The following is a 16,473-nucleotide window of genomic DNA, read 5'->3' on the forward strand; positions in this document are numbered from 1 at the left end:
GGCACTCGGCCCCGGCTGACCCCGCCACACTTTCCGCCCGATGTCAGGAAGTTGTCAGGAAGCAGTCGGAAAGCGGTGGTGACGTGGGCGGATACGGTCGTGGAACGGCGATCGGACGGCGCTTTACGATCATCCGTATGTGCGCACATGTGGTGGTTGCCGAGGACGATCCCAAACAGGCCGACCTCATCCGCTTGTACCTGGAACGCGAAGGCCACCGCGTCGACGTCGTCCACGACGGCCGGGCCGCCCTGGAGCGGGCCCGCCTCGGATCGGTGCAACTCCTCGTCCTCGACGTGATGATGCCCGTCCTGGACGGCCTGGACGTGTGCCGCACTCTGCGCGCCGAGTCCGCCCTGCCGGTGCTGATGCTGACCGCCCGCACCGCCGAGGAGGACCTCCTGCTCGGACTCGACCTCGGCGCCGACGACTACCTCACCAAGCCGTACAGCCCCCGGGAACTGGTCGCCCGGGTCCGCGCCCTGCTGCGCCGCGGCTCCCGGCCGGCTCCGGCCCCGGACGCCCACGGCGGCCGGGACGCCCAGGACGCGTCCGGGCCGCGGGCCGTCCTGCGGGTCGGACCGCTCACCGTCGACCCGCTGCGCCACGAGGTCACCGCCCACGGCCGTCGGATCGGCTGCACCCCCGCCGAGTTCCGGCTGCTGGAAGTGCTGGCCGGCCAGCCGGGCCGGGTCTTCACCCGCGCCCAGCTGCTGGAACACCTGCACGGCATCGACCGCTACATCACCACCCGCACCGTCGACACCCATGTGATGAACCTGCGCCGCAAGATCGAACCGGACGCGCGCCGCCCCGTCGCCCTCCTGACGGTGTACGGCATCGGCTACAAGCTCGCGGAGGAGCCGCCCGGTGCGTCCTGACACCCCGCTGCGCCGCAGTCTGACGGTCCGGCTGCTCGCGCTCTCCGCCCTGGTCTCCCTGTGCTCCATCGCCGCGACCGCCTGGCTGGCCGCCCGCACCACCACCGGCGCGATCGAGCGGGAGCAGACCCGGGTCCTCGTGGACCACACCCGGATCTACGACGAACTGCTCGGGTACGCCGCGACCCACGCCGACTGGAGCGGGGCGCAGGAGACCGTTCGGCGGCTCGCGGACGCCACCGGGCGCCGCATCGTCCTGGCGACGCCGCGCTTCGAACCGGTCGTGGACTCGGCGGCCGGGGCGGGTGCCGGTGCCGCCCCCGTTTCCGTGAACGGGCCCGAGAGCGGTCCCGCGCCGACGGCCGGTGAGCGGACGGCCCTGCCCCGTACGCCCACCACCACGGTGGACCCGCTCGCCGTCGACATCGCCATGCTGCCCGGCGCACCGAGCGACCGGATCGACGCCCGCGCGGCGGGACCGTTCCGGCCGACCGCCGCCGAGCACGCGACCCTGCGGGCCGCCCTGCTGCGGCAGGCGGACTGCCTGCGGTCGGCGCTCGGCATCGAGGCGACCGTCACCGACGACCTCGCCGGACGGCCGCGGCTGCGGACCACCGACGACCGCGTCGACGGTGTGCGCTGCACGTCCCCCGTGGTGATGGCGGCCCCGCCCGACACCGAGCGCGCCGCGCTCACCGACCTCACCGCACTGGTCAACGCCTGCCTGGCCCGCCGGCAGGCCGGTCCCGTCACCCTGTCCCTGGGGCCGGACGGGATCCCGGCAGGGCCGGCGCCGCAGGACCGGGCGATGTCCGCCTGCCTGACCAACGCCCGCCGGCAGCAGCTCGTCCAGTACGTGGCGCCGCCCGTGCTGCTGTTCGTCGACGCCCCGGTGACCGCCCCGAACGGCGCCGGCGCCGGGGGCGAGGCCCCGACGGCGGTCTCCGCGTCGATCCCCGCCCACCCCGGACGGGTCGCCGAGGTCGCGGCCCTGGTGCTGTCGGTGACCGTGGCGGTCACGGTGACGGTCGGCCTGCGGCTCTCCCGGCCGCTGCACGCCCTCACCCACGCCGCCCGGCGGATGGCCGACGGGGACCTCTCGGCCCGGGTCGACGTGACCGGCCGCGACGAGATCGCCGGACTCGCCGCCGCCTTCAACGCGATGGCGGAACGGCGCGGGCAACTGGAGGACCTGCGCAAGGCGATGGTGGGCGACATCGCGCACGAGCTGCGCACCCCGCTGAGCAACATCCGCGGCTGGCTGGAGGCCGTCGAGGACGGCGTCGCCACGGCCGACCGGGCGCTGACGGGCTCGCTGCTCGAAGAGGCCCTGTTGCTCCAGCACCTCATCGACGACCTGAAGGACCTGGCCGCCGCCGACGCGGGCGAACTGGCCCTGTACCGCGAACCCGTGGACGTCGAGGACCTGTTGGCCCAGGTCGCCACCGCGCACGGAGCCCGGGCCCGGGCGTCCGGAGTGGCCCTGGCGCTGGCCGTCGAGCCTTCCCGGGACGCGTCGTCCGGGAGCGCGCCGGGCGGGACCGCGTCGTCCCGGAACGTGTCGTCCGGGAGCGCGCCGGACGGCTCGGCGGCCGGAGCCGAGCTGTTCGCCGACCCGGTGCGCCTGCGCCAGGCCGTCGGCAACCTGGTCGCCAACGCGGTCCGGCACACCCCGGCGGGCGGCACGGTCACCCTGCGGGCCCGCACCGACGCCGACGCCGTTCTCATCGAGGTCGCCGACACCGGCAGCGGCATCGCCGAGGCGGACCTGCCGCTGGTGTTCGAGCGCTTCTGGCGGGCGGAGAAGTCCCGCAGCCGTCGGACCGGCGGCAGCGGTCTCGGCCTCGCCATCGTCCGCAAGCTCGCCGAGGTCCACGACGGCAGCGTCCGGGTGGCCAGTACCCCGGGCAGGGGCTCGGTGTTCACCGTGCGCCTGCCGCTGGCCCCGACAGCGGCGTCGGGGCCGGCGGGCCGGGGCGGCCGGAAGGAACCGGGGGCGACGGCCGCGCCGCTCCCGGGGGTGCCGAGCCGCTCGTAGGCGCCCCGGCCGCCGGCCCGCCGCCCGCCGCCCGCGGGTCAGACGACGGTGAGCAGCGTGCCCTCGTACGCGAGCCACTGGGCGAAGGCGTGCAGTCCCTTGGCATGCCCGGTCGCCGGTGTCCAGCCGGGTGGGCGGGGGCCGTCCGGGAACGCCGGCCGGGCGGCGGGGAGCCCGGGTGCCGGTGGATCGGTCCGGACCGGCACCGGGCGGACGGCGGCGTGCACGGTGTGCGCCAACTCGCCGAGCGTGGCGGGCTTTTCGCCCGCGACGCGCAGGGCGCGGGCGGTGGGCCGGGTGCGCAGCACGGCCAGCACGGCGTCGGCCAGGTCGTCCGTGTAGACGGGGTGCACCTCGGTGTCGGGGCCCTCCTGGACGACCACCGGCCGGCTGCGCAGGGCGTCCCACACCATGCGGCCGACGAGGGTGTCCCGGGAGCAGCCGGGGCCGTACACCTCGTCCACGGCCAGGGTGTACGGCCGGGGGTCGTCGGGCAGGTGGATCCTCAGTTCCCGGGCCGGGGCTCCCGGGCGCAGGCCGGTCAGGTCGAGGACGGCGTCGGGCGCCGCGTCGCCGGTGAGGTCGGCCAGTCTGCGTGCGAGGTGCTCGCCGAGCGGTGTGGCGCCGCCGCGCAGGGTGAGGCCGGCGGGCCGCCGGGGCCGGCGGGGGGCCGGGCGGTGGGCGGCCTCGTGTCCGGCGGCCAGTGCGCGTCGTGCCACGGCGGCCAGGGCCTCGCGGCGTTCGGCGAGGTGTTCCTCGGTGCTGGTGTTGCTGATGCCGCCGGGCCCGATCGTCGCGATCGCCTCGGCGTACACCTCGGCCCGTACCGCGGGCGCGGAGCCGTCGACGTCCAGGCCGAGGCGGGCGGCCTCGTGGCCCATGGCGAGGGCCGTGAGCCAGGTCCCGCGGACGTCCGGCGCGTCCGGCTCCGGCCCGGGCGGCGCGAAGAGCGTGCGGGGCAGGCCGAGGCCGTGCAGGTACTGCTCGCAGTCCAGGTGCAGCCAGCGTTCGGGGCCCGGCCCGGTGACCCGTACCGCGCAGCGGGCGACGCCGTACTTGAGGAACGGCAGGACCGTCAGGCCGGTCAGCCGGTTCCCCTCGTCGCCGGGCCGGTCGCCGGGCAGGAAGCAGACCGAACGGCGCGGCCCCCGGAAGGCGTTGCCCGAGATCGAGCCGCGGTCCTGGTGTTCGGCGAGGTTGGGGACGGAGACGTAGCGGGGGACGCCGGCGTCCCGGAGGTAGCGGTGCATCAGGATGTCGTCGGGCCAGCCGCCGAGGCGCTCGCGGCCGTAGCGGACGAAGCCCTCGGCGACGGCCCGGGGGAGCACGATCGCGACGCACGGGAAGTACTCGTTGACCGCGCCGATCCAGCGGGCGCCGGCCATGGCGCCGAAGCGGGCCGCGGCCCCGTTGCGGGAGTCCCACAGGGCGAACAGGGCCAGTGCCGCGTCCGGCATCGCGTCGACGGCGAGGCGGACCCGTTCGAAGAACGTTTCGGACAACAGCATGTCGTCCTGGACGACCAGTTGGTGGGTTGCGCCGTCCTCGACGGCCTCCCAGGCGGCGAGTGCCGTGCGCAGCACCGAGGGGGTGCCGGTGGGGTCCGGGTCCATGACGACGCGCAGCGCGCCCGGGGGCGCCGCCAGGGCCATCCGCTCGGCGGCCCGCCGGCGCTTCGGGTGGGTCATGACCACCCCGCTGAGCTGATGGAGCGTCATCTCATTTCCCTGTCTCTGGTGGGGCGTAAGGGACTTGGTGGACCCAATGGAGCGATCGGCTACTGCGGGTGCCACCGGTTCCGGACAGTACGGATCGCGCCGAGGGCTGGCAAGAGTGCCGAATTCGCACTGGCGGAGCGGTTGGAGATCCACGGATGCTGGGCTGGCACGCCACCTTCCGTGTGAAGCCTGTGGCTGTGTGTGAGCGCGCATCCGAGTTCGCCGTCTCCACGGAAAGGGACACACATGTCCGCTGGATCGCACGCGCCATCGAACGAAGCCGGAGCCGACGGGGGCGAGAGCGTCGAGGCCCGGCTGGAGAAACTGCGCGACGCCCGCGTCGTCGTGACGGGGGGTGGGGGCCTGGTGGGCAGCCGGCTCAGCGCCCTGCTGTGCCGGGCCGGTGCCGAGGTGGCCGTCCTGGACCGGATGGACGCCTATCCCGAGTCCGGCCACGCGGTCTTCGGGGTGGAGGGGAGCGGGGCCCGGCTCGTCGTCGGCGACGTGTGCGACCGCGACGCGGTCGCCGGACTGCTCCGGGACGCCGACTTCGTGGTCCACGCCGCCGCCTACGCGGACGTGGCCGCCTGCACCCGGAATCCCGGCATCGCCTTCCGGGCCAATGTGCAGGGCACCCAGGTCGTCCTGGAGGAGGCGGCCCGGGCGCGGATCCGCCGCCTGGTGCTGGTCTCGTCCGCGTCCGTGTACGGCGACGGTCCCGCCGACTCGCCGGGCCCGCACGTGTTCCACGAGGACCAGCCGCTGTTCCCGCTGTCGGTGTACGCGAACGGCAAGCTGTGGGCGGAGCACCAGACCCGGCTGCTGCTCGGGGCGTCGTCGGGGTGCGAGCACGCGATCGTCCGGTACTTCTCGGTGTACGGGGAGCCGCAGATCCCCAAGCCGGGCAGCCACTCCTGGATGGTCCCGTGGCTGTCCCTGCAGGCCCGGCTCGGCCGTCCCATGCGCCTGAACGGGGGCGGCGTCCAGGTGCGCGACATGGTGCACGTCGAGGACGTGGCCGAGGCGACGGCGCTGGCGCTCGTGGAGGAGGGGATGGCGGGCCGGACGGTGAACGTGGGGACGGGCCGCCCGACGTCCGTCCGGGAGGTCGCGGACCTGCTCACCCCCTACTTCCCGGGGGCGCGCCGGATCGTCACCCCGCGCCCCGAGGGCGATCCGCTCGGGGGGTACGCCTCCACGGAGCGGTGCCGGGAACTGCTGCGCTGGCGGGCCCGGATCGACGTGGCGCAGGGCGTGGACCGGTACGTGCGGTGGCTGGAGTCGACACCCGAGGCGGTGCCGCGCTGGCTGGTGGAGGAGAGCGCGTGACAGTCTGTGGCGCCGTGGACGTCCGCCGTGGGGCGGGCCGCGAAGGAGGCGGTGCGGGCATGGGCTACGTCGGGTCGTACACCTGGTCGTTGCGTCAGAAGGTCGGCGGCAGAAAGCTGTTGATGCCGGGGGCCCAGGTCCTGCTGCTCGACGCGGCCGGCCGGGGGCTGTTCCAGCAGCGGGTCGACAACGGCGTGTGGGAGCTGCCGGCGGGCGCCTGCGAGGAGGACGGGGGCTTCGCCGACGCGGCCGTCCGGGAGGTGGCGGAGGAGACCGGGCTGCGGGTGGCGAAGGAGGACCTGGTCGCGTTCGGGTCGCTGTCCGATCCGGCCGTGCACACCCTGACCTACCCGAACGGGGACGTCACCCACTGCTTCGCGCTGTGCTTCGTGGCCCGGCGCTGGTCGGGGGAGCTCGTCCCGGGGGCGGACGAGGTGCGCCGGGCGGAGTTCTGGCGCCTCGACGATCCGCCGGGGCCGCTGCACCCGCCCACGGCGGTGGTGCTGTCGATGTACCGGGCGTTCGTCGCCGAGGGGAGGTTCCAGGCCGGATGAGCGAGGAGCACCGGATGAGCGAAGAGCGCCGGACGGGCGAGGAGGATCCGATCCGCGCCACGGTGCCGTGCCGGGCGTGCCTGTCGGGGGAGGACCTGGACTGGCTGGGCGCGGGCCGCTCGGTCAGCCTCGCCCTCGACCTGCCGACCACGGTCGAGGTGCTGCCGGGGGCGACGGCCGTCGCGCAGACGGCCGGCGACTGGCCGGCCGAGGTGTGGACCTTCCTGCGCGCCCGGCTCCCCGGGCTGGCCCCCGCCCCGCCGCCGGTGCGCGTCCGCAGCGAGGCGCCCCCCGCGAGCGGGCTGTCCTCCTCCACGGCGCTGATCGTGGCGCTGTTCCGGGCCTTCGCCGAGGCCGGGGCGCCGGCCGGCGAGCGGGTGCCGGAGCGCTCGATCGTCCAGTGGGCGTACGAGTTCGAGTTCGCCCGGTTCAACGGCGGCGGCATGGACCACCTCGCCGTCGCCGAGGGCGGCGCGCTGCTGATCGACGGCCGGGAGCACGGGCTGCCGGTCGTCAGGGAGCGGCTGGAGTTCCCGGACGACTGGCGGGTGGTCGTGGTGGATTCGGGCACCCGGAAGAACACCGGCGACCACATCCGTACGGTGCGGGCGCAGCTCGCGGCCGGCGATCCCGCGCTCGCGGCGTACCGGTCCGAGGCCGACCGGGCGTCGGCCGCCGCGTGGACGGCGCTGCGCGGACGCGACCACGAGGCGCTGGGGGAGGCGATGGCCCGGGCGCACGCGGCGATGCGCGACCACCAGGGCATGTCGACCCCGCTCCTGGAGGAGCTGCGGACGGTGGCGCTGCGCGCCGTCGGCCTGCCGCTGAAGCTCAGCGGGGCCGGGGGCGGCGGCTCGCTGGTCGGGGTGTGCCGCGCGGGCGACGCGCCCGCGGTGGTGGCGGGCCTGGCCGGCGCGCTGCGCGGCCGGTACCCCGGGGCGCGGGTGATCCCCGCCCGGGCGGCGGCGGGGAGCCGCGGTGCCCGGGCGGGGGATCGGGTCGGCGTCAGCGCGGTGTGACGGTCACGACGACGGTCACAGGAACGGGTCGTAGTCCTCCTGGAGGGGGACTGCGCCCGTTCCCTCCGCGATCTGCTCCAGTTCCAGGTTGGAGCGGTGCCGCGCGCAGTGGAAGCGGCAGTCCCGGCTCGGGTCGATGATGCCGCGGTCGGAGCCCTGCCAGATGTCGGCCAGGCTGTCGGTGACGGCGTCGCCGATCCTGGCCATCGGGTTGCCGCGGTGGTAGGCGCAGACGTACACGCCGGACGGGGTGATCAGGGTGCGCAGTTCGGCGACCCGGCAGCGGTGGTACTCCTTGGGCTGGACGGGGCCGGTGTGGCGGCGCAGGGAGGTGAGCGTGGAGGAGTTGACGAGCTGGAAGGTGTCGCTCTCCAGCCGGGCCGCCTCGGCGAGCTGGCGGTCGACCGCGTCGAGGATGTCCTGGGACACCTGGATGACGTGGTGCTCCTCGTCGAACATCGCCTTGGTCTCGAAGTAGTCGCAGCCGATGTCGTGGGCGAGTTCGGCGGCGCGCAGCACCTCGGTGTGGTTGCTGACGGTCCGGCCGTCCGGCTCCCGGCGGGTCATGACGAGGAAGGAGTAGCCGAGGGCGCCGCTCTTCGCCTCGGCGAGCAGCCGCATGTTTGCGACGACCTTGTCGAAGACGCTGCGGCCCTTGCGGTCGGGGCGGAAGAGGCCGTACGTCCCGGCGGTGCCGGCGTCCATCGAGACGCGGACCCAGGTGGCGTAGCGGGCGAGTTCGGTGAGGTTCTTGTCGATCATGGTGCCGTTGGTGACGACCCCGACGGCCAGGCCCGCCTCACCGAGGATGCGCAGGACCTTGCGGGTGCCCCGGTGGGCGAGCGGCTCGCCGCCCCCGATCAGCACCACGCCCCGGACGGACAGGGCGACCAGCTCCTCGGCGAGCGCCGCCAGCCGTTCGGGGGTGAAGCGGCCCTGGTTGAGGAGCTTTCCGCTGATGCACTCGGGGCAGGCCAGGTCGCAGAAGGTCGTCGGATCGAGGTCCACGACGAGTGGCGCGCCGGAGGCGGCTCCCGAGGCGGCCTCCAGGACACGGGGCCAGCCGGACGGCTGGTACAGCTTGGACACGAGATCGAGGCGGTCGTGCGTCACGGAATCCTCCTGTGGACGTGAACGGGGTGCCGCCGGGAGAGCGGGGCCTGCTGCGCTCGCGGTCAGCCCTTGACCGCGCCGGCCGCGAGGCCGGAGGCGATCCTGCGCTGGACGACGAGGAAGAAGACCACGACGGGCAGGGCGGTCAGCGTGGCGCCCGCCATGAGACCGCCGTAGTCGGTCCCGAAGCTGGTCTGGAAGGAGACCAGCCAGATGCTGACGGTCTGCTTCTTCGGACTCGACAGCAGGACGTAGACGAGGACGTACTCGTTCCACGCCTGGACGAGGGCGAAGACGGAGGTGGCGACGATGCCGGGGGCGAGCAGTGGCAGCACCACCCGGCGGAAGGCGCCGAGGCGGCCGCAGCCGTCGACCATGGCCGCCTCCTCCAGTTCCACCGGGACGCCGGCGATGAAGCCGCGCAGCATCCACACCGTGAAGGGCAGCGTGAACACCAGGTAGGTGAGGATCACGCCGGCGAGGCTGTCGGTCATCCCGACGTCGTTCAGCAGCAGGTACACGGGGATGATCAGGGCCGTCAGCGGGACCATCTGGACGATCAGGATCACCACGACGAAGGCCCTGCGGCCGGCGAAGCGGAACCGGGCGAGGGCGAAGGCGGCGAGGGCACCGACGACCAGCGACACCAGGACGGTGCCGAGGCCGATGACCACGCTGGAGCGGACGTTGGCCCAGAAGGTCTCGGTGCCCAGCGCCCGGGCGAAGTTGTCGAGCGTGAACCGGCCCGGCCAGAACTCCGGCGGCAGGCGCAGGATCTCGGTGGCCGGCCGGAACGCCGTGAGCACCATCCAGTAGACCGGGAAGCCGATCACCGCGGCGACGAGCAGCCCGAGGAGGTCGCGGCCCAGGGACCGCCGCCGCCTCATTCGACCTCTCCCGTCCGGAACATCTGACGCAGGTAGACGACCGAACCGGCGAGCAGCAGCACGACGGTCACCAGCGCGATCGCGGCCCCGGTGCTGTACCGGTTGACGGCGAAGGACTCGATGAAGGAGTAGACGCCCAACAGGTAGTACTCCCGCTCGGGCTGGCCGCCGCGCATCAGCCAGATCTGGTTGAAGACGCCGAAGTCCCAGATGGCCGACAGCGTGGTGACCATGACGAGGACCGGTCTGATCACCGGCAGGGTCACGTGCCGGAAGACCTGGAACGGCCGGGCCCCGTCGAGCACCGCGGACTCCTCCAACTCGGGCGGGACCTGGGCCAGCGCGGCCCGCAGGGTGATCGCGGCGAACGGCAGCGAGCCCCACACCACGACGGCGACGATGACGGAGAACCCCTGCCAGGGGTCGGTGAACCAGTTGTGGCGGGTCAGGTCGACCCCGGGCAGGTTCGAGAGCAGCCAGTTCACCACGCCGTAGTCGGCGTCGAAGAGCCAGCGGAAGATCGACGCGGCGACCATGGCGGGCATCGCCCACACGGTCACCAGCACCCCGGCGATGACGGCGCGCACCCACGGGGAGACCCGGTGCATCAGCTGGGCCGTGAACAGCCCGCAGAGCACGGTGAGGACGACGCACACCGCGGTGAAGAGCACCGTACGGGCCACCACCGTCCAGAAGAACCCGTCACCGAGGATCCGGCGGAACTGGTCCAGCCCGGCCCACGGCGGCGACGTGCCGCTGAACAGCTGCTCGCGGGTCATGTCCTGGAAGGAGAGGACGACCATGTCCACGAGCGGGTAGCCGAGCACCAGGACGAGCGCGAGGACGGTCGGGCCGATCAGCAGGTACGGCAGCAGCGGACGCCGCCGCCGGCCCCGGTCAGCGCTCATTGACCACTTCGTCGATCCGCTGGTCCGCCTCCCGCGCGGCGTCCTGCACCGACGCCTTGCCGTTGGCGATCCGTTCGAGCATCTCGGGCAGGACGTTGGACTTCTCCACCGACGTCCAGCCCGGCGCGAACGGGGTCATCCAGCCGCCGGTGGCCGCGGCCTGGGCGGCAGGCCCGTTGATGCCGCCGCCGGCGACCTCGGCCAGCTGGACGGTGTTGTTGGGCAGGGTGTTCGCGGCGATCAGCGTCTTCTGCGACTCCCGGTCGGTGAACAGCTTGATCCAGTCGGCGGCCAGGTCCTTGCGCGTCGACTTGGCCGGCACGGCCAGGGTGGAGCCGCCGAGGAACGGCGGCAGGAGCTTCCCGGACGGGCCGGGGAAGGGGAAGGTGGCGAACTTGTCCTTCAGCTTCGGATCCCCGCCGGAGCGTTCGTCGGCGGCGGCGTCGGCCTCCCAGGTGTTGCCGTAGAAGACGCCCACGTGGCCCTGGCCGACGACGGCCGGCTGGTCGCCGTTGTCCTTGGCGCGGTCGCCCACGTAGTAGGCGTCGATCAGCCGCTTCCACTCGGTGAGCCCGGCGACGGACTTCGGCGAGGAGAGCGAGGCCTTCCAGTGGTCGCCGTCCTTCACCGCGATCTCGCCGCCCGCGTCCTTCACGAAGGCCATCGCCGCGTACCAGTAGCGGCCGGGCATGTAGAAGGCGGAGAAGTTCGGGTCCTGGGCGCCGACGGTGCTCTTCAGCTTGTCGAACGCGGACAGGAGTTCGGGGTACGTCCTCGGGGCGCCCGGCACGCCGGCCCGGTCGAAGTAGTCGGTGCGGTACACACCGACCCGGGCCCCGACGTAGTAGGGCACGCAGTACGTCTTCCCGTTGTTGCGGCAGGCGTCGGCGAGCGCCGGCAGCCAGGCGTCCGACTGGTCGAAGCGGGCCGGTTCGACGGGGGCGAAGGCACCGTTGACGATGTAGTTGGTGGTCTCGCTGTTGCCCATCTCCACCACGTCGGGCACGTTCTTCCCGGCGAGGACGGCGTCCAGTTTCTGGTTCTTCGTCGTCCACTGCTGGTACTGGACGTCGACCTGGATCCCGGGGTGCTCCTTGGCGAAACGGTCGTTGGTGGACTGGACCAATTGTGGCCAACTCTCCTGGGCGTCCACGGCCAGCCACACCGTCAGCTTGCCGCCGGCTCCGGAGCCGCCGCCCGATCCGGAACCGCACCCGGCCACGGCCAGGGACAGCAGCAATGTGAGAACCAAGGGGCGAGAGGGCACGCGAATGGCCATGGGGTCTCCAAGTTCGCTATGGGGGTGGTCTTCTGACTACCCGTCCGATCACCCCGCGGCGCGGAGGCGCGGACATTCGGCCGGAAGATGACGTTCGGTGTCCCACAGAGGGCGCAGCGCCTTGACTCCTCCCGGGTGGTCCCCGCAGGTTGGGCCTCTGCGTCACCCACGCGACCCCCATCGAAGGGCTTGTACGTGACCGAGCAGACGACGACCGCGCCCGATGCGACCCCCGACACCACCGAACGGCCGGTGCGGGTCAACGCCTGGAACGGCTGGGACCCCCTGCGTCATGTGATCGTCGGGCGCGCCGAGGGCACCGTGGTCCAGGCCCCCGAGCACGCGGTCCGCCGGGACTACCCCGACGACGGCTTCCCGCTGGGAACCCACGGCCCGATGCCCGCCGACATGGTCGCCGAGGCCGAGCAGCAGCTCGACGACTTCGCCGAACTGCTGCGCCGCCGCGGCATCCGCGTCGACCGCCCCACCCCCGTCGACTTCACCCGGCAGGTCAGCACCCCCGAGTGGACCCAGGACTCCATGTTCGGCTGCATGCCGCCCCGGGACCTGCTGCTGACCGTCGGCAACGAGGTCCTGGAAGCGACCATGTCCTACCGCAGCCGCTGGCACGAGTACCTGTGCTACCGGCCCGTGCTGCAGGGCCTGTTCGAGGCCGACGAGCGCATGCGCTGGGAGGCCGCCCCGAAACCGCGGCTCACCGACGCCTCGTACCACACCGAGTTCTGGGACACCTACAACGACCTGTCCACCGAGGAGCAGCTGGCCCGGGTCCGCGACTACGACCTGGTGCTGACCGAGGCCGAGCCACTGTTCGACGCCGCCGACGTCGCCCGCTTCGGCAAGGACCTGTTCGTCCAACTCTCCTTCGTCACCAACCGCAGCGGCTACCAGTGGCTCAAGCGCCACTTCCCCGACCACCGGGTGCACGCCGTGACCTCCACCAACACCCACCCGCTGCACATCGACGCCACCTGGGTGCCGCTGCGCCCCGGCCTGGTGCTGCACTGCGGCGAGCGGCTCGCGGACGCCGAGTTGATGGAGTTCTTCCGCCTCAACGACTGGGAGATCGTCGAGGCGGTGCAGCCCGCGAGCTGGGACCACCCGCCGAAGCTGTCGTTCTGCAGCCCGTGGCTCGCCGGGAACATGCTGAACCTCGACGAGAACACCCTGTGCATCGAGGAGAACGAGGTCCGGCTGGCGGAGCAACTCTCCTCGTACGGCTTCGAGATCGTCCCGGTGCCGTTCCGGGCGGTCGGGCCGTTCGGCGGCGGGCTGCACTGCGCGACCGTCGACATCGAGCGGGACGGCGAACTCCAGGACTACTTCCCGCGCCGGTACGGCCGGTACTGAGGCAGGGCGGGTGCCGAACGTGTCGCCGCCGCAGGTCCGTGCCGTCGTCTTCGACTTCTACGGGACGCTGGTGCGGATGGTCGAGCCACTGCCGCCCGACCACCGCGGCATCTTCGAACGCCGGGGCCTCGCCGCCCAGGGCGCCCGCTGGGGCGACCAGTGGGCGGTGGGCCCCGGCGAGGGCGAGGAGCACGTGGCCCACTCGGTCGGTGAAACCGCCTACCACCGCTGGGAGTTGGACCGGCTTCTGCGCAGGGCCCGGGCCTGCGGGGTGCCGGAGCGCGAACTCGACGACCTGGTCGAGGAGATCGACCGGGCCATGAAGGCCGTCACGCTGGAGCTCTTCGAGGACGCCCGCCCCGTCCTCGGGGAGCTCCGCGACCGGGGACTGCTGGTGGGCATCTGCTCCAACTGGTTCTGGAACCTGGAGGACTGCGTCGAGGAGGTCGGCCTCGGCGCGGTGGTCGACGTGGTCGTCGGCTCCGCCCGGGCGGGGGCGCGCAAGCCGCACCCGCTGATCTACCGGGCGCTGCTGGAGCGGTGCGGGCTGCGGGCCGGGGACGTGCTGTTCGTCGGGGACATGTGGGCGCCCGACGTCCTCGGACCGCTCGCCGCCGGGATGCGGCCCGTCCACCTGTGCCGGCCGGACCCGGCGGTACGCGGAGCCGCACCGCCCCTGCCGGCCGGGGCGGCCCGGATCCGCGGACTGCGGGACCTGCTCAGGGACGCGCCGCGCGGTGCCGCAGCCGGTCCAGCAGGTTGCGGGTGACCCGCACGACACCGGCGTCCTGCTCCCTCCCGCAGACCACCGGCCAGTCGGTGGTGCCCGCGGTGAACACGGTGCCGCCGGCGGTGTGCACGCCCATGGTCGCGGCCCGGGGGCTGGTGAGTCCCGGCTCCCGGACCGGGCCGTTCCAGTGGCCCCACTTGAAGTCGTGGAAGTCCTCGTGGACCGGATCGAGGACGTGGATCCCGAGGATGAGGAAGGAGGCGGGAGTGCCGTCCTCGCCGGTCGCCCGGGCCACGCCCCGGGCGTCCCGGGCGTAGGCGGCGCCGTCGCACTCGTACCCGATCAGCGCGGTGCCCGCGCCGAGCCGGTCGGGCTCGCCGCCGTCGGACCCGTCGCGCAGCCCGGTGCCGGCGAACAGCCAGTGGTCGGCGTGCTGGACGGTGTACCCCTCGCGCGGGCGGTCCCCGGGCCACTCGGTGCTCGGCCACATCCCGCCGTTGCGGAAACTCACCCCGGTGAGGGAGTTCTCGGGGCGGCCCGCGCCGTGGGGCGGCGCCGGCCACCACTGGTCGGTCGCCGGCAGGTGCGGATACTCATCCCCCACGTGGTGGTCGGTGTCGGAGACGAACGCGGTGTTCCCGTCGGTCGGATGAATGCGCCACCAGCACGTGTTGGCGCTGAGGAAGGCGATGTTCCCGCCGTCGTGGACGAATCGCTCGGCGTGGGCGCGCATCTCCTCGCTCCAGTATTCGTCATGGCCGACGCTCAGCAGCAGATCGTACGAGGAGAGAAGTTCCGGGTCCTCGTGGAGGTCGAGATCCGTGCAGAATTCGACCGGGTAGCCGTTGCGCTCCAGCCAGGCGATGAACGGGGCGTCCCAGTAGGCGAGGTCGATGACTCCGCCGGGCCGGTGCAGGCTCACCTTGTGCCCGCGGGGAACGGCGTCCGCCAGGTACACGGGGTGGTCGTAGAGACTGACGGCGCGTTCCTCGCCCGGCCGGTCGGAGCGGTTGTAGGCGTGCCGGGTGAAGGTCGACTTCTTGTAGAGGATGCGGGACCGGCTGCCGGCCCGCCGGGGCCGCACCACGAAGAACTCGCGGGCGGGGCCCTCGATGCTGCCCGCGTCCAGCGGCGGCAGGCCGTCGCCGCCCTCCTCGACGAACTCGACCAGGTACATCCCCGGAGTCCAGTGGGCGGGCGCCGGCAGGTCGAGCGGCGGCCAGCCCCAGCCGTGGGCGGGCGAGGCCCGGCCGGGCACGCCGTCGGGGTGCGGGGGCGGCAGGTGGAGCGAACCGGGGTACCAGCCGGTCTCCGCCACCAGGTCCAGGTCCGCGCCCAGCCGGTAGAACCTCAGCCGGAACCGGGCGGCGTCGGTGGAGACGTGAACCGTCAGCCCTCCCTGCGAGTCTCCGCCCGAGTCACCGCCCGAGTCTCCCCCCGAGGTGACGCTTTCCCGCCCGACATATCCCTCTATCATTCCGCCTCCCCAGCAGAACGACCGGCTCTCGAATGGGTATTCCGGCCGATTCGGCAAGCCATGGTAGGGGGTGCGGGAATTCCGGGCAACGGGCCCGTGAACCGGTCAATTCGGAGCCGCCTTTCGGACAGCGGACCGGGCCGGCCGCGTTCTTCCGGCCGAACGGGGTAGGGCGAAATCCAGCCGCACCCGACCGGCTACCGCGAAATCCGTCACCTCCGGTCATCGACAAGGGGCTCTCATGAGCAGTGAATTCCGGGTACGGGAACTCGTCCTGGGAATCGAGGGGCTGGCGCTCCTGCGCCACGCCGTGGACGGGGACGAGACGTTCCTGCGGGAACGCGTCGAGGACATCCGGCGCTTCGCGTCGGGTGACGCGCCGCTGCCGGACGGCGGCGCCGACGTCAGCGAACTCGACGCCGCCGAGGGCTACGCCTCCTGGTCGGCGGTGTACGACTCGCTGCCCAGCTCGTACATCGAGGTTGAGGAGCCCGTGCTGCACGGGATCCTCGACACCCTCCCCACGGGCACCGCCCTCGACGCCGCCTGCGGCACCGGTCGCCAGACCGGTGCCCTCGTCTCCCGCGGGCACCGCACCATCGGCGTGGACCAGTCGCCCGAGATGCTGGCCAGAGCCCGCGAGCGCGCCCCTGAGGCCGAGTACCGGCTCGGGCACCTGGAGAAGCTGCCGCTCGACGACGACTCGGTCGATCTCGCGGTCTGCTCGCTGGCCATGACCCACCTGCCGGACCTCGCGGCGGGAGTGTCCGAGCTGGCCCGGGTGGTCCGGCCGGGCGGGCGGATCCTCGTCTCGGACCTGCACCCCTTCGTCATCGCCCTGCAGGGGCAGTGCCTCTTCGTGCACGGCTCCGACCGGCTCGCCTTCGTCCGCAACCACGTCCACCTCCCCGGTCGGTACCTGGAGGCGTTCACCGGCGCGGGGCTGCGGGTGCGGGCCTGCCACGAACCGCTCTTCAACGGGCGCCTCGCGCCGGGCGGTTACGAGGAGTTCATCGCGGACGCGGCACGGGCGGCCTGGGACGGGCTGCCGATCGTCATCGTCTGGGACGTCGAAGTCCCCGCGTAGGTCCGGCGGGTCCGGCGGGTCCGGCGGGTCCGGCGGGGCCCGCAGGTCCCGCAGGTCCCGCAGGCCCGTAGGTTCACGAGGA

At 73.2% G+C, this 16,473-nt stretch carries 14 protein-coding genes; 8 read left to right on the top strand and 6 right to left on the bottom strand.

The window, feature by feature from the left end:
• Positions 1–137: 137 nt before the first annotated feature.
• Together ACFVUY_RS26280 and ACFVUY_RS26285 are read left to right on the top strand one after the other, a co-directional pair.
• Positions 138–881, top strand: coding sequence for a response regulator transcription factor (locus ACFVUY_RS26280; protein ID WP_387692164.1), 744 nt, complete (start codon positions 138–140; stop codon positions 879–881).
• A complete protein-coding gene (locus tag ACFVUY_RS26285; RefSeq protein ID WP_387733805.1) occupies positions 871–2,919 on the top strand; it encodes a sensor histidine kinase in 2,049 nt (682 codons plus the stop codon). Before ACFVUY_RS26280 ends, ACFVUY_RS26285 begins: the two co-directional genes overlap by 11 nt.
• 38 nt (positions 2,920–2,957) lie before the next feature.
• On the opposite strand, the gene ACFVUY_RS26290 is transcribed toward ACFVUY_RS26285, so the two are convergent.
• Entirely contained in the window at positions 2,958–4,637 is a 1,680-nt protein-coding gene (locus ACFVUY_RS26290; protein WP_387733807.1) for a hypothetical protein, read from the bottom strand.
• Positions 4,638–4,883: 246 nt separating this feature from the next.
• Between ACFVUY_RS26290 and ACFVUY_RS26295 the strand changes: the two genes are divergently transcribed.
• From ACFVUY_RS26295 to ACFVUY_RS26305, 3 genes are read left to right on the top strand one after another with little or no spacing between them, the layout of a single operon-like run.
• Positions 4,884–5,966, top strand: a complete 1,083-nt coding sequence (locus ACFVUY_RS26295; RefSeq protein ID WP_387733809.1) for an NAD-dependent epimerase/dehydratase family protein — start codon at positions 4,884–4,886, stop codon at positions 5,964–5,966.
• Positions 5,967–6,025: 59 nt separating this feature from the next.
• Entirely contained in the window at positions 6,026–6,520 is a 495-nt protein-coding gene (locus tag ACFVUY_RS26300) for an NUDIX domain-containing protein (protein ID WP_387733812.1), read from the top strand.
• Between the two features lie 14 nt (positions 6,521–6,534).
• Entirely contained in the window at positions 6,535–7,539 is a 1,005-nt protein-coding gene (locus ACFVUY_RS26305) for a galactokinase (protein WP_387733814.1), read from the top strand.
• Between the two features lie 15 nt (positions 7,540–7,554).
• Here ACFVUY_RS26305 and ACFVUY_RS26310 read toward each other — a convergent pair whose 3' ends face one another.
• The 4 genes from ACFVUY_RS26310 to ACFVUY_RS26325 form a co-directional block, all read right to left on the bottom strand.
• Complete coding sequence (locus ACFVUY_RS26310) at positions 7,555–8,652, bottom strand: radical SAM protein (RefSeq protein WP_359904638.1); 1,098 nt, start codon at positions 8,650–8,652, stop codon at positions 7,555–7,557.
• 62 nt (positions 8,653–8,714) lie between these two features.
• A complete protein-coding gene (locus tag ACFVUY_RS26315) occupies positions 8,715–9,539 on the bottom strand; it encodes a carbohydrate ABC transporter permease (protein WP_387692153.1) in 825 nt (274 codons plus the stop codon).
• A complete protein-coding gene (locus ACFVUY_RS26320; RefSeq protein ID WP_387692151.1) occupies positions 9,536–10,447 on the bottom strand; it encodes a carbohydrate ABC transporter permease in 912 nt (303 codons plus the stop codon). Before ACFVUY_RS26320 ends, ACFVUY_RS26315 begins: the two co-directional genes overlap by 4 nt.
• A complete protein-coding gene (locus tag ACFVUY_RS26325) occupies positions 10,437–11,699 on the bottom strand; it encodes an extracellular solute-binding protein (RefSeq protein WP_387733816.1) in 1,263 nt (420 codons plus the stop codon). Before ACFVUY_RS26325 ends, ACFVUY_RS26320 begins: the two co-directional genes overlap by 11 nt.
• Before the next feature lie 222 nt (positions 11,700–11,921).
• On the opposite strand from ACFVUY_RS26325, the gene ACFVUY_RS26330 reads away from it, so the two are divergent.
• Together ACFVUY_RS26330 and ACFVUY_RS26335 are read left to right on the top strand one after the other, a co-directional pair.
• Positions 11,922–13,097 carry a serine/threonine protein kinase gene (locus ACFVUY_RS26330; protein ID WP_387692147.1) on the top strand — a complete coding sequence of 392 codons (1,176 nt, stop codon included), beginning with the start codon at positions 11,922–11,924 and terminating at the stop codon, positions 13,095–13,097.
• A 19-nt stretch (positions 13,098–13,116) separates the two neighbouring features.
• On the top strand, positions 13,117–13,866 hold the full coding sequence (locus ACFVUY_RS26335; RefSeq protein ID WP_387733819.1) for an HAD family hydrolase: 750 nt from the start codon (positions 13,117–13,119) through the stop codon (positions 13,864–13,866).
• Here ACFVUY_RS26335 and ACFVUY_RS26340 read toward each other — a convergent pair.
• Positions 13,817–15,304, bottom strand: a complete 1,488-nt coding sequence (locus tag ACFVUY_RS26340) for a N,N-dimethylformamidase beta subunit family domain-containing protein (RefSeq protein ID WP_387733821.1) — start codon at positions 15,302–15,304, stop codon at positions 13,817–13,819. The genes ACFVUY_RS26335 and ACFVUY_RS26340 overlap by 50 nt on opposite strands.
• Before the next feature lie 241 nt (positions 15,305–15,545).
• Here ACFVUY_RS26340 and ACFVUY_RS26345 point away from each other — a divergent pair, with 241 nt between their 5' ends.
• Positions 15,546–16,391, top strand: a complete 846-nt coding sequence (locus ACFVUY_RS26345) for a class I SAM-dependent methyltransferase (RefSeq protein WP_387733823.1) — start codon at positions 15,546–15,548, stop codon at positions 16,389–16,391.
• The last annotated feature ends 82 nt before the right edge of the window (positions 16,392–16,473 follow it).

Origin of the sequence: Kitasatospora sp. NPDC058063, from assembly GCF_042885395.1 — a bacterium.
GTDB lineage: Bacteria > Actinomycetota > Actinomycetes > Streptomycetales > Streptomycetaceae > Kitasatospora > Kitasatospora lactacystinica.

Bases quoted from the DNA above. Each gene is read 5' to 3' on its own strand.
- ACFVUY_RS26300 (WP_387733812.1), top strand. From the start codon at position 6,026: ATGGGCTACGTCGGGTCGTACACCTGGTCGTTGCGTCAGAAGGTCGGC.
- ACFVUY_RS26340 (WP_387733821.1), bottom strand. From the start codon at position 15,304: ATGATAGAGGGATATGTCGGGCGGGAAAGCGTCACCTCGGGGGGAGAC.
- ACFVUY_RS26320 (WP_387692151.1), bottom strand. From the start codon at position 10,447: ATGAGCGCTGACCGGGGCCGGCGGCGGCGTCCGCTGCTGCCGTACCTG.
- ACFVUY_RS26345 (WP_387733823.1), top strand. From the start codon at position 15,546: ATGAGCAGTGAATTCCGGGTACGGGAACTCGTCCTGGGAATCGAGGGG.
- ACFVUY_RS26305 (WP_387733814.1), top strand. From the start codon at position 6,535: ATGAGCGAAGAGCGCCGGACGGGCGAGGAGGATCCGATCCGCGCCACG.
- ACFVUY_RS26290 (WP_387733807.1), bottom strand. From the start codon at position 4,637: ATGACGCTCCATCAGCTCAGCGGGGTGGTCATGACCCACCCGAAGCGC.
- ACFVUY_RS26315 (WP_387692153.1), bottom strand. From the start codon at position 9,539: ATGAGGCGGCGGCGGTCCCTGGGCCGCGACCTCCTCGGGCTGCTCGTC.
- ACFVUY_RS26295 (WP_387733809.1), top strand. From the start codon at position 4,884: ATGTCCGCTGGATCGCACGCGCCATCGAACGAAGCCGGAGCCGACGGG.
- ACFVUY_RS26280 (WP_387692164.1), top strand. From the start codon at position 138: ATGTGCGCACATGTGGTGGTTGCCGAGGACGATCCCAAACAGGCCGAC.